At 50.4% G+C, this 14,490-nt stretch carries 10 protein-coding genes, 1 tRNA gene and 2 pseudogenes; all 13 read right to left on the bottom strand.

Features of this window, described 5'->3' with window-relative positions:
• Positions 1-283 precede the first annotated feature (283 nt).
• On the bottom strand, positions 284-733 hold the full coding sequence (locus tag ACZ5EH_RS14865; RefSeq protein WP_464274663.1) for a hypothetical protein: 450 nt from the start codon (positions 731-733) through the stop codon (positions 284-286).
• A 12-nt stretch (positions 734-745) separates the two neighbouring features.
• Positions 746-2,011, bottom strand: a pseudogene (locus ACZ5EH_RS14860) (RHS repeat domain-containing protein); the annotation flags it as partial.
• 316 nt (positions 2,012-2,327) lie between these two features.
• Complete coding sequence (locus ACZ5EH_RS14855; protein ID WP_464274662.1) at positions 2,328-2,774, bottom strand: hypothetical protein; 447 nt, start codon at positions 2,772-2,774, stop codon at positions 2,328-2,330.
• Positions 2,775-2,785: 11 nt separating this feature from the next.
• Positions 2,786-4,225, bottom strand: a pseudogene (locus ACZ5EH_RS14850) (RHS repeat domain-containing protein); the annotation flags it as partial.
• Positions 4,226-4,828: 603 nt separating this feature from the next.
• A complete protein-coding gene (locus ACZ5EH_RS14845) occupies positions 4,829-6,178 on the bottom strand; it encodes an RHS repeat domain-containing protein (RefSeq protein ID WP_464274661.1) in 1,350 nt (449 codons plus the stop codon).
• A gap of 420 nt (positions 6,179-6,598) precedes the next feature.
• The gene (locus ACZ5EH_RS14840; RefSeq protein WP_464274660.1) at positions 6,599-9,016 is read right to left on the bottom strand and encodes an RHS repeat domain-containing protein; all 2,418 of its coding nucleotides are present in this window, start codon (positions 9,014-9,016) and stop codon (positions 6,599-6,601) included.
• Positions 9,017-9,190: 174 nt separating this feature from the next.
• Positions 9,191-9,454: a hypothetical protein gene (locus ACZ5EH_RS14835; protein ID WP_464274659.1), complete on the bottom strand. Its 264-nt coding sequence runs from the start codon at positions 9,452-9,454 to the stop codon at positions 9,191-9,193.
• A gap of 3 nt (positions 9,455-9,457) precedes the next feature.
• A complete protein-coding gene (locus tag ACZ5EH_RS14830; RefSeq protein ID WP_464274658.1) occupies positions 9,458-10,279 on the bottom strand; it encodes an RHS repeat domain-containing protein in 822 nt (273 codons plus the stop codon).
• A gap of 46 nt (positions 10,280-10,325) precedes the next feature.
• Positions 10,326-11,432: an asparaginase gene (locus tag ACZ5EH_RS14825; RefSeq protein ID WP_464274657.1), complete on the bottom strand. Its 1,107-nt coding sequence runs from the start codon at positions 11,430-11,432 to the stop codon at positions 10,326-10,328.
• 322 nt (positions 11,433-11,754) lie between these two features.
• Positions 11,755-11,830 (bottom strand) — tRNA-Lys (locus tag ACZ5EH_RS14820).
• A gap of 148 nt (positions 11,831-11,978) precedes the next feature.
• The gene (locus tag ACZ5EH_RS14815; protein WP_464274656.1) at positions 11,979-12,959 is read right to left on the bottom strand and encodes a YihY/virulence factor BrkB family protein; all 981 of its coding nucleotides are present in this window, start codon (positions 12,957-12,959) and stop codon (positions 11,979-11,981) included.
• 23 nt (positions 12,960-12,982) lie between these two features.
• A complete protein-coding gene (locus tag ACZ5EH_RS14810) occupies positions 12,983-13,819 on the bottom strand; it encodes a J domain-containing protein (RefSeq protein ID WP_464274655.1) in 837 nt (278 codons plus the stop codon).
• Between the two features lie 33 nt (positions 13,820-13,852).
• Positions 13,853-14,356 (bottom strand): YkgJ family cysteine cluster protein, encoded by a 504-nt coding sequence (locus tag ACZ5EH_RS14805; protein ID WP_464274654.1) that lies wholly within the window; start codon positions 14,354-14,356, stop codon positions 13,853-13,855.
• Positions 14,357-14,490 lie beyond the last annotated feature (134 nt).

Raw genomic sequence — 14,490 nt, 5'->3', positions numbered from 1 at the left:
CGCGGCCAAGCGTAGCGAGGGTGCGGGGTAGCGGCGAAGCCGCTGGAGCAGGATGTTTAAAAACATACTGCTCTGAGTAATAGGTGTAGGACACGGAAATATCCGCATAGTCCATGATAGCGACGTCGAAATCGCTGTTGTATGCGAAGCCGAGCGATTGCTCCAGACTGCCGCTCTGCGTAATGGATGTGATAAGCGAGCCGTCGTAGGCTATAGGCTAAGGCAACGATCTCTATAACCGATTGGGTGTTGCCGTGTCTCGGTAGAAGGCACAATGAACAGCTTATGAAAAGTTAATATTACGCAACGAAAGAGGAGGCACCTCAGTCCATTCCAGAGCTGCATCATTTGCAGCAAAATAGAGATATGAATCGTAATAGTTCATATATACAGAAACAGTAAAATATCCTTCCGGTATATCATGAGGGATTTGACAGGCTCTCCCAGTGGTGTGATTATCTAAAAATAAATCTATATCTGTTTCGCCATCAAGCCCTAGAGTTGAGTTACTGCAGAAGCACCCTTGCCAAGGAAAATCAGCTACAAAGTAAAGAGTATTATAGAAAAACAAATTCGCCTTAACTAAACATATTTTTTCATCATCGTCATCCTCGTTACATAGAATGCCCATTTTAAAGCATAGCTGACCACTAACATAATCAACAGAGTACGAAAATAACTCTGAATCATGGAAACCATGATGAAGGTTTCTTTTCAAATCTCTTATATGCATAAATCTTATTCCTTAGTTAAAAATAAATATGTAAAAGATGACAATGCTCGATATTATTGCGGCTCCAATTGCATTTGGATCAGGTTCTGGTAATTCAGGACTTGTGTTTGGATCAGGTTCAGGGTCAGGACTACATGGATCAACTTCTACTATATCACCAGGAAGAAAATGTCCTCTTCGACCAACAGATATATCAGTCCTCCATTTTCCTTTTTTGTTTTTAATAGACCTGTGCCAATGATCTTTTCCTTCAAATCCAAATTCACCAGGAACACCTTTATGGAATTCTAATCGTGGAGAATCTGCTCCAGCATCAGAATTATAATACCTTGGTTGGTTGTGAGTCATATCTCTTTTCCAACATCCAGGAAGACCGCTTGGATTAGAAGGAAGTATTAGAGGAGCGAAACCTTCACTATCGAAATATAAGATGGGGTCATAAAAGCAATACCCATACAGATCGCTGTCTCCCCCACCAAACCCAATAGGATCCTTGGCCGTCCATCTTCCGACTTCGGCATCATAGTCGCGATATCCAAACCGCACCAGTCCGGTGTCGGCATCATACAGTCCCCCAGCGAAGCCAAAGGGAACCTCAAGCGCAGAATTCGAGTCTTCCAGGACGTTGCCGAAGGAATCGTATTCAACCACCTTCACGACTAGGCCATTGGCGTCAGTCACGGCGCGCAGGGAGCCCACTTGGTCGTACGCCAGGTAGTAGGTCTGGCCGTCGGCCGTCATGGACACAGGCAAACGGCCGTCGGCATATTCGAAGCGGTATTTCAAAGAGCCGTCTGGGGCGTAGGTGGCAAGCAAACGCGTGCGCCCCAGCCATAAGTACTTCTCTATTAGCTCGCCATTGAGGTATTTCGCAACCCGTCGCCCCAGTGGGTCGTGGCGGTATTCAACCACGTCGCCAGAGGGCAGTTCCACGCGTTTCAGTTCGCCACGGCTGGCGTAGGTATAATTGGTCGTACCGTTAGCGTCGGTCTTGCTGGTGAGGTAGCCGTCCGGATTATACACATAGCTGGCGGTTCCGGCCGTCAGCAAGTGGTCTTCCGCGTCGTACGTGTAGTTGCGGTTGCTGATGCCGCGCCGCGTATTGGTTTCGGTCAGGCGCTCCCCTTGGGGGCCGTAGGTATAGGCTTCCACCACGGCGCCGTTGAGCTGCACTTCGATCAGACGGCCAAAGGCATCGTAGGCGTATGCGTAGGCGAATGTCTCAGCGCCAATGGTCTCGGTCTTGGCTGTGATGCGCCCCACATTGTCGCGCGTGAGGGCAGCGTCACCTGCTTCAGCTCGCCGCGTCGCGAGTAGGCGTAGGTCGTGGTTTCGCTTGTGGCCGCGTCGGTCTTGCTGGTGAGAAAACCGTCGACATCATACGTGAAAGAGACATCACCGGCCGAGAGCAGGTGGTCTTCGGCGTCATAGGCATAGGAGCGGTTCGCAATGCCGCGCTGGGTGTTGGTTTCGATCAGGCGCTAGCCTTGCGGGCCGTAGGCGTAGCTCTCCACCAGGGCGCCGTTGAAAGGCGGAGTTTCAGGTAGTCCAAGGACTACTACATCTCCACTTGCAACAAGAATTTAACAGCGGATTATGCAAATTTAATGTTACGTAAAGACCGTGGTGGAGTTTCAGTCCATTCTAGTGTTGCATCATTTGCTGCAAAATAAAGATGCGAATTGTAAACGCCCATGAAAAGTGAGACGGTAAAAAAACCATCTGGTATGTTTCGAGGAAGTTGACATGCTCTGCCGTGAGTAAAGTTGTCAAGTTCAATATCTATAGTCGTCCCTCCACTGAGACCTAAAACTGACTCGTAAAAACATCCTGGCCATGGAAAATCTGAGACAAAATACAGTGCGTTGTAGAAAAATAGATTGGATTTAATGAAGTGCATACTCTCTTCATCATCGTCATCATAGCATAAGATGCCAAGTTGAAAGCTCAGCTGGCCATTTACGTAGTCAACTGTGTACGAATATAATTTTGAGTCATGAAAACCTTCGTGAAGATTATCCTCAATACTCTTAATATGCATATGGAACTCCATCAGTTAAATATTAAGTAATAAAAGAAGATGCTAAAGATTACGGGCCCAACTATATTTGGGTCAGGATCAGGTATGTCAATGTCTGGGCCTTGCTCTGTGTCTGGTTCTTGCTCAGGATTACAGGGAGCAACATCCACGGTATCACCTGGGAGTAGATGGCCTCTCTTTCCAACAGACTCGTCTGTTCTCCATCTTCCCTTTTCATCTAAGATTGATCTGTGCCAATGGTCCTTGCCTCTGAATTTTGGCTTACCTGGGGTGCCTTTATGAAATTCAAGGCGCGGAGAGTCTGGCTCGGCATCCTCGTTATAATACCGAGGTAGCTCATGAGAAAGGTCTGGTTTCCAACATCCAGGAAGACCGCTTGGATCAGGAGGAAGTATTAGAGGAGCGAAACCATCACTATCGAAATACAAGATGGGGTCATCAAAGGCATACCCATACAGATCGCTATCGCCCCCATCAAATCCTATCGGATCCTTGGCCGTCCATCTTCCGACTTCGGCATCATAGTCGCGATATCCAAACCGCACCAGTCCGGTGTCGGCATCGTACAGTCCCCCTGCGAAGCCGAAAGGCACATCCAGTGCAGGATTCGAGTCTTCCAGGACGTTGCCGAAAGAGTCATAGCTCACGGTTTTTACCACCGCGCCATTCGCGTCTGTCACGGCGCGCAGGGAGCCCACTTGGTCGTACGCCAGGTAGTAAGTCTGACCGTCCGCTGTCATGGACACGGGCATGCGGTCATCGGCGTAGTTGAAGCGGGATTTCAAAGAGCCGTCTGGGGCGTAGGTGGCAAGCAAACGCGTGCGCCCCAACCATAAGTACTTCTCTATTAGCTCGCCATTGAGGTATTTCGCAACCCGTCGCCCCAGTGGGTCGTGGCGGTATTCAACCACATCGCCAGAGGGCAGTTCCACGCGTTTCAGTTCGCCACGGCTGGCGTAGGCGTAACTGGTCGTACCGTTTGCGTCGGTCTTGCTGGTGAGGTAGCCGTCCGGATTATACACATAGCTGGCGGTTCCGGCCGTCAGCAAGTGGTCTTCCGCATCATACGTGTAGTTGCGGTTGCTGATGCCACGCCGCGTATTGGTTTCGGTCAGGCGCTCCCCTTGGGGGCCGTAGGTATAGGCTTCCACCACGGCGCCGTTGAGCTGCACTTCGGTCAGACGGCCGAAGGCATCGTAGGCGTATGCGTAGGCGAACGTCTCAGCGCCAATGGTCTCGGTCTTGGCTGTGATGCGCCCCACATTGTCGCGCGTGAGGGCGATATCGCCTATGGCAATGCCGTTAACAGTCAGCGTCTGGCGCTCGACCTCGCCGTAACCGTTGAATACGCGGGCAATGTGCGCCGTGCCGTCATCCACGGCCAGGGGCAGACCATTCTGTTCGTCGCGCTCGATGCTGAAGTCGCCGGACTGGATGAGCAGGCTATCGTCGTCATAGGCGTAGGCGCTTCAGATAAAGGAGAAAATAGTAATTTATTCGTTCGCTCTCCAGAGGCAAAGCGTCAGGTTAATACTCACACTATACAATCAGTGCATCTTACAATCCCCATTTTTTTGCAAACTTTTATTCTTATTCCTTCATCCCTACTCAGATATTTTTCAAGTTGTTTAATTTTTTCTCTATTCTTAAAATTATATATCGGACAGCTAAGAAATATATACTTACTCTTGGATCTCGATGACAATCGAACGACACAGAGCCCGAGCAAAAACGGGGAACAAAAAAATGATATACTTTCGAAGTCTTTATAGTAGTAATAACAATCTCCCCCCTTCGCATTAACCACTATTTTATCACCATCATAGTTTATAGAATAAACCATAAAATATGAAATAAGAAAAAATATCACGGCTACAGGCAAAATAATTAGCTTCAAAAATATAATTTCATCAAAGCCGTTATTTAAAACATATAATAGCGTTCTGTATGAAATTCCCAGTATTATTATCGCCAGTACAGTTAGTTGTAATAATCGAAGTTTCATCTTTGCAATACCTGTCTGTACTTTCACAATATATAGTTAGTCACAAAGATTACTTATTCTTTCGCTTACGACCTTTAGATCTTTGATATGGGCAAGGCTCAGGGCTAAAACAGATTTGATAATTCTCAATATCATCAGTTGCACTAAGACCTAAGCCAACTGTTAGTCCTATTGAGGAGCTGTTTTCATCAACTTGGAAATAATTTCCAACCAATATAGCTGCAAATCCTGAAGCAGAAACATTACCACTCTGATACCAAGAGAAGTCCTCCGTTTCAGTATATCCTTCAGCCAAAAAGAACCCGAGCCCAAGTCCAGGGCCAAGGCCGGCAGAAACTGTTATGCAAATTTTTTCTATATCACCTGAAAGATTTTTGTACTTTTTTGTCCCTAGAGACAAGGATATCATATTTGGAAAACTTGCTGTTATTCCAACGGATTCTGTTTGGTATATTTCGAATCCTCTAATATCAATATAATTGATTCCATCTTCCCCACAATACCCATACAAATCACTAAGACCACCTTTAAACCCCATAGGATCCTTGGCAGTCCACCTTCCGACTACCGCGTCATAGTCCCTGAATCCAAACCGCACCAGTCCGGTGTCGGCATCGTACAGTCCCCCAGCGAAGCCGAAGGGCACCTCAAGCGCAGAATTAGAGTCTTCCAGGACGTTGCCGAAAGAGTCGTATTCAATCAGCTTCACGACTAGGCCATTGGCGTCTGTCACGGCGCGCAGGGAGCCCACTTGGTCGTACGCCAGGTAGTAGGTCTGGCCGTCGGCCGCCATGGACACTGGCATACGGCCATCAGCGTAGTTGAAGCGATATTTCAAAGAGCCGTCGGCATTGAAGACGGCCAGGAGGCGTGTGCGCCCCAGCCAGAGATATTTCTCCGTAATTTGGCTGTCGATCTTTTTGGCGACGCGGCGGCCTAGGGCGTCGTTCTCATACTCCACCAGGCGGCCGTCGGGCAGGTGTACCGAAAGCAGCTCGCCCGTGGAGGCATAGGCATACTGCGTGACGTCCGCGCCGGTGGTTTTGCTTTGCAGGAAGCCGTCAGCGTCGTAGGTGTAGCTGGTGTCGCCGGCGCTCTGCAGGCGGTGGTCTTCGGCATAGGTGTAGGCTTTGTCCGCCACCCCGCGCAGGGCGTTGGTCTCCAGGCTGCGCGCACCGTTTTCGCCATATGCGTACGACTCCACAACCGCTCCATCCAGCGTGACACCGGTCAGCCGCCCCAGATCGTCATAGGTATATTCGTAAAGCTTTGCAACACCGTCAAGCACTTCCTGCTTGCTGGTGATGCGGCCGGTGGCATCGCGCTCCACACTCCAGGAAAAGGCGACGTTTCCACCGACGGTGACGCTCGCCCCTGCCTGTTCACCACTTGCGTTCATATTTTCTTTTAGATAGTTACCAGTCCTGCTTTAATGTCCACCATTATATATTAAGCTGAGAAAACCATCTTCGGCAAAGCCCATGTCAAGAAATTTATAAAAATATAATATTATTTATATTTATTGCCAGATTCGACGTAATATGAATCAACATATCCTACGGCCCCACTCTCAGTTTTTATTTTTAAATATTTATAGTCTTTTGAATACCTAACATTAATGAAACAACCCTTCGCTCCCTTCTCTAGCGTGGCAAGCACCCTGTTGTAATAGGGGTCAGGAGATTCTGCATATTTCAACAAAACAGTTTTTTCCCTAATTACAATATGATCCTTGCACATAGTGCAACTATAGAACAAATATCCCGATAAAAGAAGTGCCCCACAAATAAGCATTATAAAAAACATCATTGCTTTAATCTTATTTCCCTCCACTAAAATTATAAAAATGATAACTTGAAACTATTCCAGAGTTCATTAGGTTTTCACCAAGCCTTACAGGAAGAAATGTGGAATCAAGTTTGAAACCTATTTTTTCCAAAGCCTCTTGGATTGGATGTGAACAGTTATTTGACAATGGTCTATAATAATCATTAAACGATTCAAGAAAATCCTTGACTTTTTGTTCATCACAAGGATCGATATCAATTTCAAATCCAATTCCTGTTCTAAAACTATTGCGATTACGATATTTTTCAGTTACTTCGATCGCCATACCTCTTTTTCCATATGAATATGTGGTTCCATTTATATCGACAGAAACATGTCCGCAAGACGAACGGCCAGTCCCCACTGGTTGCCAAATAGTAACAACTGTCCGTAACCCATAGAAATCAATGAATGAAACTGGATCAGATAGGCAATACCCATACAGATCACTATCGCCCCCACCAAATCCAATAGGATCCTTTGCCGTCCATCTCCCAACCTCTGCGTCATATTCCCTGAACCCAAACCGCACCAGTCCGGTGTCGGCATCGTACAGTCCCCCAGCGAAGCCGAAGGGAATTTCCAGCGCAGGATTCGTATCCTCCAGCACATTGCCGAAGGAGTCGTAGCTCACGGTTTTTACCACCGCGCCATTCGCATCGGTCACGGCCCGTAGGCTGCCTACCTGATCGTAGGCCAAGTAAAAGCGTTCGCCGCCGCTTGTCATTGCCAGAGGCAAACGGCCGTCGGCATATTCGAAGCGGCATTTCAAAGAGCCGTCTGGGGCGTAGGTGGCAAGCAAACGCGTGCGCCCCAACCATAAGTACTTCTCTATTAGCTCGCCATTGAGGTATTTCGCAACCCGTCGCCCCAGTGGGTCGTGGCGGTATTCAACCACGTCGCCAGAGGGCATCTCCACGCGTTTCAGTTCGCCACGGCTGGCGTAGGTATAATTGGTCGTACCGTTAGCGTCGGTCTTGCTGGTGAGGTAGCCGTCCGGATTATACACATAGCTGGCGGTTCCGGCCGTCAGCAAGTGGTCTTCCGCGTCGTACGTGTAGTTGCGGTTGCTGATGCCGCGCCGCGTATTGGTTTCGGTCAGGCGCTCCCCTTGGGGGCCGTAGGTATAGGCTTCCACCACGGCGCCGTTGAGCTGCACTTCGGTCAGACGGCCAAAGGCATCGTAGGCGTATGCGTAGGCGAATGTCTCAGCGCCAATGGTCTCGGTCTTGGCTGTGATGCGCCCCACATTGTCACGCGTGAGGGCGATATCGCCTATGGCAATGCCGTTAACAGTCAGCGTCTGTCGTTCGACCTCGCCGTAGCCATTAAATTCTCGAACAATACGCGCCGCGCCGTCATCCACGGCAAGGGGCAAGCCATTTTGTTCGTCGCGCTCGATGCTGAAGTCGCCGGACTGGATGAGCAGCCGGTCATCATCATATGCTAATGCATTCTCGCCCCCTGCATAAACAATTGAGACGAGCTCCATGGTGTCGTTGTAGCCAAACGCGAAGTGGGCGTTAAGCTCGCCCCCCTGGTCCAGGGCAGTGAGCAACGGCCCGTCATACTCGAAGGAAAGAAATGCATCGCCCTGTGAGATGGAGCCGATCTTTGAGGAACAGAGATAGGTGAAATCGACGTTGCCTTCAGGTGTGATGATTTGTTGCAACTGGCTGCCGTCATAAACGTTCTCAATGTTCGCGCCGGAGGGGAAGACCGTGCGCACCAAGCGGCGGTCGCGGTCGTACTCATACTGATAGCTGGATGAAATCGGCGGAACATAAGAAGTGTTCTTGTCGACCTTGTTGTAGCCAAAGTCGTGCTCCACATTGGAAGGAACTGTCAGCACTTCCAGATTGCCGTTTAAGTCCCAGGTGAAATTAATGGTGGAGCCATCCGGGCGCGTGGTGGAGGTCACACGGCCATCCGCATCATATGAATAGCTGGTCGTACGGCTCTGGGCATCCGTCACCGAGGCCAGGTTGCCCCGGTCATCGTAGGCATAACTCAAGGAGCGCTCGCCCGTTGCGACGCTGGTCAGCCGGCCGCGGGCGTCGTAGCCGTAGGTGGTCTCCAGCAGGCCGGGCACGGTGGCGCGCTGGGGCAGGAGCGTTGCGGGATCGTAATACTGCGTGCTGGAGCGCCCTTCCGGGGTGGTAACGGTAACGGCGCCAGCCGCTACGTTATCCTCGGTGGTGGTGGGTTTGCCATTGAGGGAGGTGATGCGCTGGATCAGGTCGTAGGTGCTGTCGCCATCCTCGTCGAGATAGGTGACGGCGCTTTCGGTCACGCTGGCCAGGCCGCTTTCCGTGGAGGCCACGCGCCGCGATACATAGGGCTGGTTGTATTCAGGATCGAGGGCGTAATCCACGTCCAATATGGTGCCACAGGAGAGCTCCTTGTGCACGTGGAGTTCGTCCCGACTGCGCCAGTATTCGGTAACGCCCCCGTCGGGCGTGGTGATGGTGGATTCCAGAGCGCCGGCCGCGTTGCGGTCCAGATAGGTGGTCTGCTGCCCTAGCCTACGTTACCATTAGCTCATAGGAGGATAGAATTGAAACGTTCGTATCATGCAATTTGCTTATTTAAAATATTTTTTCAATATATACAAGAAGCTACCAAAGAATGAAAGCAGAAAAGATGCTCCGAATGAAGCAAACACAACAATAAGAGAAATAATTTTATATAGTATTGGAAAATCATTATTTTCGAGATAAAAATAAATAAAAACAAAAAGAACAAAAACAGCTGCCAACACAATACGAAGCAAAGTTACGTATGCAACAACTTCACCTGGAGTACTAAAATTCTTAAGTAGTTTGTCAATCGGACGAAAATTTGACATGTATTATTTTCCAAATGTTTCGCATGGTAGAGGGGAGCATTCACAGTCAAATAACTTCGTATGACATATATCAGCAGCTTCTGAGGCACCAAAACTAGGGCCAATAGAGATCGCTCCACCAACGGTTTTTTTCCCAAAAGCAATACTGCCAGTAATAACAGCAGGAGGCGCAACGCTCATGCCTATTGACCGGCCTTCGAAGGCAGCCCAGCCTCTGCGAGAGTGGTTAAATCCAAATTCTTTTGCTCCTGAAAGTTGCACTCCAATGCCACTTTTAAAGCAATAAGTTGCATATTTACAATTACATCCATCAAATCCTACAATAGTTCCAAAATGGACACTCATACCGAAAAAGCCCGCCATAACCTCAACGTCATAACCGATGTTGAAAGTTACTAATAAACCCTGAGAATCAAAAAGACCGATTGAATCCCCACCACAATACCCATATAGATCACTATCCCCCCCACCAAACCCTATAGGATCCTTGGCAGTCCACCTTCCGACTACCGCGTCGTAATCCCTGAACCCAAACCGCACCAGCCCGGTGTCCGCATCGTACAGCCCACCGGCGAAGCCGAAGGGCACATCCAGTGCAGGATTCTTATCTTCCAAGACATTGCCGAAGGAGTCGTATTCAATAACCTTCACGACTAGGCCATTGGCGTCTGTCACGGCGCGCAGAGAGCCCACTTGGTCGTACGCCAGGTAGTAGGTCTGGCCGTCGGCCGTCATGGACACGGGCATGCGGTCATCGGCATAGTTGAAGCGGTATTTCAAAGAGCCGTCGGCATTGAAGACAGCCAGAAGGCGTGTGCGCCCCATGGTAAAGAGAAGACGCTACTGACCACGTTCTCAGTATGGGGGCACGCTATTGTGCAAACAACTCCTTGAGTGCGGCACAATCCGCACCGCGCTGAGCTATGCCCAGCATTAGCAGCAGCCGGGCCTTGGCGCCGCCCAAATCGCCGGCCAGGAGACATCCGTCATTCAGGAGCGTCTTGCTCCCGCCTTTGCCTCCGTATATTGGCTCAACCGCGCCCTGAAACACACATGAAGAAATAACCACGGGAACCCCCTTGGACTGGGCATAGCGTATTGCCTTGTATGTGGACTCGTTCACATTGCCCGCGCCCACACCATCGATGACCAATCCCTGGGCGCCGTCTGCCACCGCATGGCGCACGAGAGAGCCGTCGGCCCCTGCGTACGTTGCGATATATACGACCTTGGGCAGCGACGTTGGAATGGGGAAGGTAATCCTTGGGGGGCGATCGTTCAGGCGCCGGACCTCACCTTTTAGAATATACCCCAGATAACCGCGCTCCCCCGAATTGAAGGTCTGGATGTTGGTGGTATGGGTCTTGCGCACTGCTCTTGCCGAATTCACATAGTTATTGAGGGTTACTGTCACGCCCCATGCAGCGGCCACGGGCGAGCAAACCTGGGCAACAGCATTGAGCAAATTACCAGGACCGTCGGGAAACGAGCTCGAGGCGTCGTTCATGGCGCCGGTGAAAACAACCGGTTTATCGCTTACAAGTGTCACATCAAGAAAATACGCGCCTTCGGCCATGGTGTCTGTGCCATGGGTAACAACCACGCCCCGCACTTCCGGCCTTGCCAACTCTTTGTCCACTGCACGGCTCAGGCGCGCCCAAATGTCAGGAGACATCTGGGAACTGTCAATATTTGAAAACTCCACGACTTCAATGTTGGCTATTTTGGCAAGCTCAGGCACTGCCATGATGAGTGATTCTCCGGTAAGTGCAGGGACAGCGCCGCCAGTTTCCGGATCAACCTTTTCGGCAATGGTGCCGCCCGTTGCTACAATAACCACCGTTGGGAGGTCTGCATCTCCACGAGTGGCCTGTGTCTGGCCTGCAGCATTCGCCGCAGCCACAAAATAAGAGCCAAAGAACATCGCAAAAGAAAACACCATCACCCTAGCAAAACAGAACGCACAACGATGCCTCATGTATCCTCCCCACGTGTTAACAACGATCAACTTCCGCAAACTGCATTCGAACAAGGTGCATCGCGCATGTATTGCACTACCTTCTTCCTCAAAGTGGATGGCAGGCAAAATACAAGGTTGCAGGCTTCAATATAGTTGCATTTCACTATAATCAAAAAGGGGATTAGAGACAATCACTCCCAGAAAGGATGCAAACGGCCAGACCTCTGGCGCGAAATGAAGATTGTGGGTGGGGTGGGGAAAAAAGGTGTGCTGTTAGCGATGAATTAGCACAAAGAAAAAGGCAGTTACGCTGTATATCAACGTAACTGCCTGAATTATCTGGTGGGCCATTAAGGACTCGAACCTTAAACCAACGGATTAAGAGTCCGCTGCTCTACCAATTGAGCTAATGGCCCACAAAGCGCCGTCGTTGCGGCAGAGGCGGTTTATAGATTTGTGACGCTTTGATGTCAAGCAGTTTTCAAGAAAAAAATGACACTTATTTTTGAACTCTTTGAAATCACAGACTATCACACAGACGTCACAAGGTTTCTGCCCCTGTTCCTACTGCTCCTTGTTCTGTTTCTTTTTCCTGCCGCCAGTTGCCATGGCCCGCAGCCTTGCCACGGTAGCCCTGCTTTCTTCTTGATTGCTCGAGACAAGCAGTGCAAATTCCGCTTGCGCCTTGTCATCGTCACTCAATGCCTGCTCGGCCGTCTTGGTATGCCAGAGCCTGAGCATGTGGCCGCCCCAGAGAATCAACCCCATATTATATTCAAGCCACAACAAAAACAGTACTATTCCGGCAAGAGAGCCGTATATCAAGGCATAGTCTGGCAGGGAGAAGATAATCCGGCTGAAAAGCGTCGTAACGCCCAGGCTGGCCACGGAAATGAGCAGGGACAAGAGAATGATTTTACCTGTGGGACAATGCAGAGGCAGAAACAACGAATACAGCACAAAAGTGGCGATGAGCAGCGTCAGCCATGCCCCAAACGTGGGGATAATCGGCAGAAAACTCCCAGGTAGCCACTCCAGGCCAGGCTGCACATAGCCGGCCACATGCATGGCCAGCATGGCCAGAGGCAACATAAAACCAAGGGCAGGTCCGAGTATCCAGGGCAAGAACCATCGCCACAGCCCACTTTTATGTGAACTTTCACGGGTCCATGGCAGTATCAGGCTGTTCTGCAGCACAGCAAAAAAAAGACCGGATGTCCAAAAGATAAAAGCCAGGCTCGCCCAGCCAAGTCTGGATGCAATTGCGACAAGGGTGCCCAGTTGCTTATCCAGCAGTTTTTGCACCCAGGGCATCAGGAAATTGTCATTATTCTCGACAAAATGCTTGAGCTCGATGGTATCGCCCCAAATCATCCCGGCAATGGCAATGACAAGAAAAAGAAGGGGAATAAAGGAGAGTAAGGCGTAAAACGCAAGGGCCGCAGCCTGGCTCACGCCCTGATAACGCCAGAAATCCCTGAGCCCACGCATACAGAGCGTTATAAAGGCCACCAGAGCCTTACCAGGGGCGCGCCAGGGTCTCACGTGCCAGGCTCCTTGCCATGTGATCAGGCGATCATGAGTTTTACGTACAAATCGCCCACAAGCGGGCCAAATTTTCGGCCCAGGCCTTTAAGCCGGATAAAGCGCCCTACAACATAATCGGGGGGAAGCGTCACATCCACGGCAACCTTCTTTCCAGACCACCCCTGGCGGACCTGAAGCCGGACCTTCGCGCCGGGGCGCAAAATGCCGGCCGGCAGATTGATGGTCTGTTCCTCATCCAGCCAGCTGCGCATCCACCCCTTGGTGCCTTTCCAAAGCCCTTCACTCAAGTCCAGCTTAACGTCTTTGTCGCCCCATTGAAAATGAAGCTTGCGTTTTTTCGGCGGCTTATAGGTACGCACCATGTTCTTGCCGCCGGTCTTGCGAATCTGGCTGTAAATATCTTCAAACACCTGACGCGCAAAAGGATCCTTGAGGATTTCATGGAGCACTTCCTCTTTGCGAGGCGGTTTCTTTGGTTTTCCCGGCTGCGGGGGCGGTTTGGACTTGCCAGAAGCAGCCTTTGCTCCAGCGTCAGGACCAGAGGCATCGGCAGTCTTTTTGGCCTTTTCATACTGCTGCCGTGCATGCTCCCACGTAGGGCGCGACGCCTCGGAGCGAGCGCCTGACGCGCTGCCCTTTGCAGAGGCCCCACTTCCAGAAGCGTTGCCATTCTCAAGATGCTGCTTGAGAACAACGTATGCTTCGTTGACTCTCTGAAAATGCCTGGAAGCGTGCGGATCGCCGGGATTCAGGTCAGGGTGCAGCTTGAAGGCCATGGCGCGGAACGCCTTTTTGACCTCATCCAGTGAAGCGCCCTCCTCAAGCCGGAGCAATCGATAGCTTTCGCGGACATTCACCTGGTACGCACCCTTTCCCTATTCCGCCGCCAATCAGGGATTACGGCCGGACTTAGCGGGATCAGAAGAAATGCGCAGAGCGTTCGCCGTCTGCTCATCATCTTGTCCTTCCTCGGCAATAAGCCCGTTTTCCAGCAAAAAAGCCCTGCCTGCAGCAGCAAACTTTCTGAAAGAAATATCGGGATTTATGCCAGGGCAGTATTCCTTGGCCATGGACAAACTGAAGGCGTCTTCTATGTTGCCCTTGAAAAATGGCCAGGCCCGGCAAACATCGGGCTTTGCCTCGTGCACGCCGCACCCTTTTTCAAAGAAAACACAGTATTCTTCATCGTTCACCCGCAAACGGTGTTTTCCGTTTTTGAGCTCCGCGTAGGTATCCAAAAATTCCTGGCGCTGCAGGCCCAGGTGGTCTGCCAGTCGCATGATGTCTTTTTCGGCCATAACGATGCCGCCGCTTCCCTGACAACACTGGCCGCACATTTTGCAGGAAAAAGCACTGCCGTTTCCAAACTTCTTTTCATCAGCATTTTGCGTCATGCATATCCTCTACACTACTATTTACAGGACCAAAGACTATAAGGCAGTCTTCTTCCTTGATATTCGCTATCTCCCTGCCCAGCCAACGGTGCAGGCAAAGGGAATCATTTACATTCACCCAGGGAAATACATAT

It is taken from the genome of Desulfovibrio biadhensis (assembly GCF_055388615.1).
Note: the sequence above shows the minus strand (reverse complement) of the source record. Positions and strands in the feature narration are given on the sequence as shown.

What these genes read in the sequence shown, in the direction of transcription:
- ACZ5EH_RS14825 (WP_464274657.1), bottom strand. Translation starts at nt 11,432, where the DNA reads ATGAGGCATCGTTGTGCGTTCTGTTTTGCTAGGGTGATGGTGTTTTCT.
- ACZ5EH_RS14805 (WP_464274654.1), bottom strand. Translation starts at nt 14,356, where the DNA reads ATGACGCAAAATGCTGATGAAAAGAAGTTTGGAAACGGCAGTGCTTTT.
- ACZ5EH_RS14865 (WP_464274663.1), bottom strand. Translation starts at nt 733, where the DNA reads ATGCATATAAGAGATTTGAAAAGAAACCTTCATCATGGTTTCCATGAT.
- ACZ5EH_RS14835 (WP_464274659.1), bottom strand. Translation starts at nt 9,454, where the DNA reads ATGTCAAATTTTCGTCCGATTGACAAACTACTTAAGAATTTTAGTACT.
- ACZ5EH_RS14830 (WP_464274658.1), bottom strand. Translation starts at nt 10,279, where the DNA reads ATGGGGCGCACACGCCTTCTGGCTGTCTTCAATGCCGACGGCTCTTTG.
- ACZ5EH_RS14855 (WP_464274662.1), bottom strand. Translation starts at nt 2,774, where the DNA reads ATGCATATTAAGAGTATTGAGGATAATCTTCACGAAGGTTTTCATGAC.
- ACZ5EH_RS14845 (WP_464274661.1), bottom strand. Translation starts at nt 6,178, where the DNA reads ATGAACGCAAGTGGTGAACAGGCAGGGGCGAGCGTCACCGTCGGTGGA.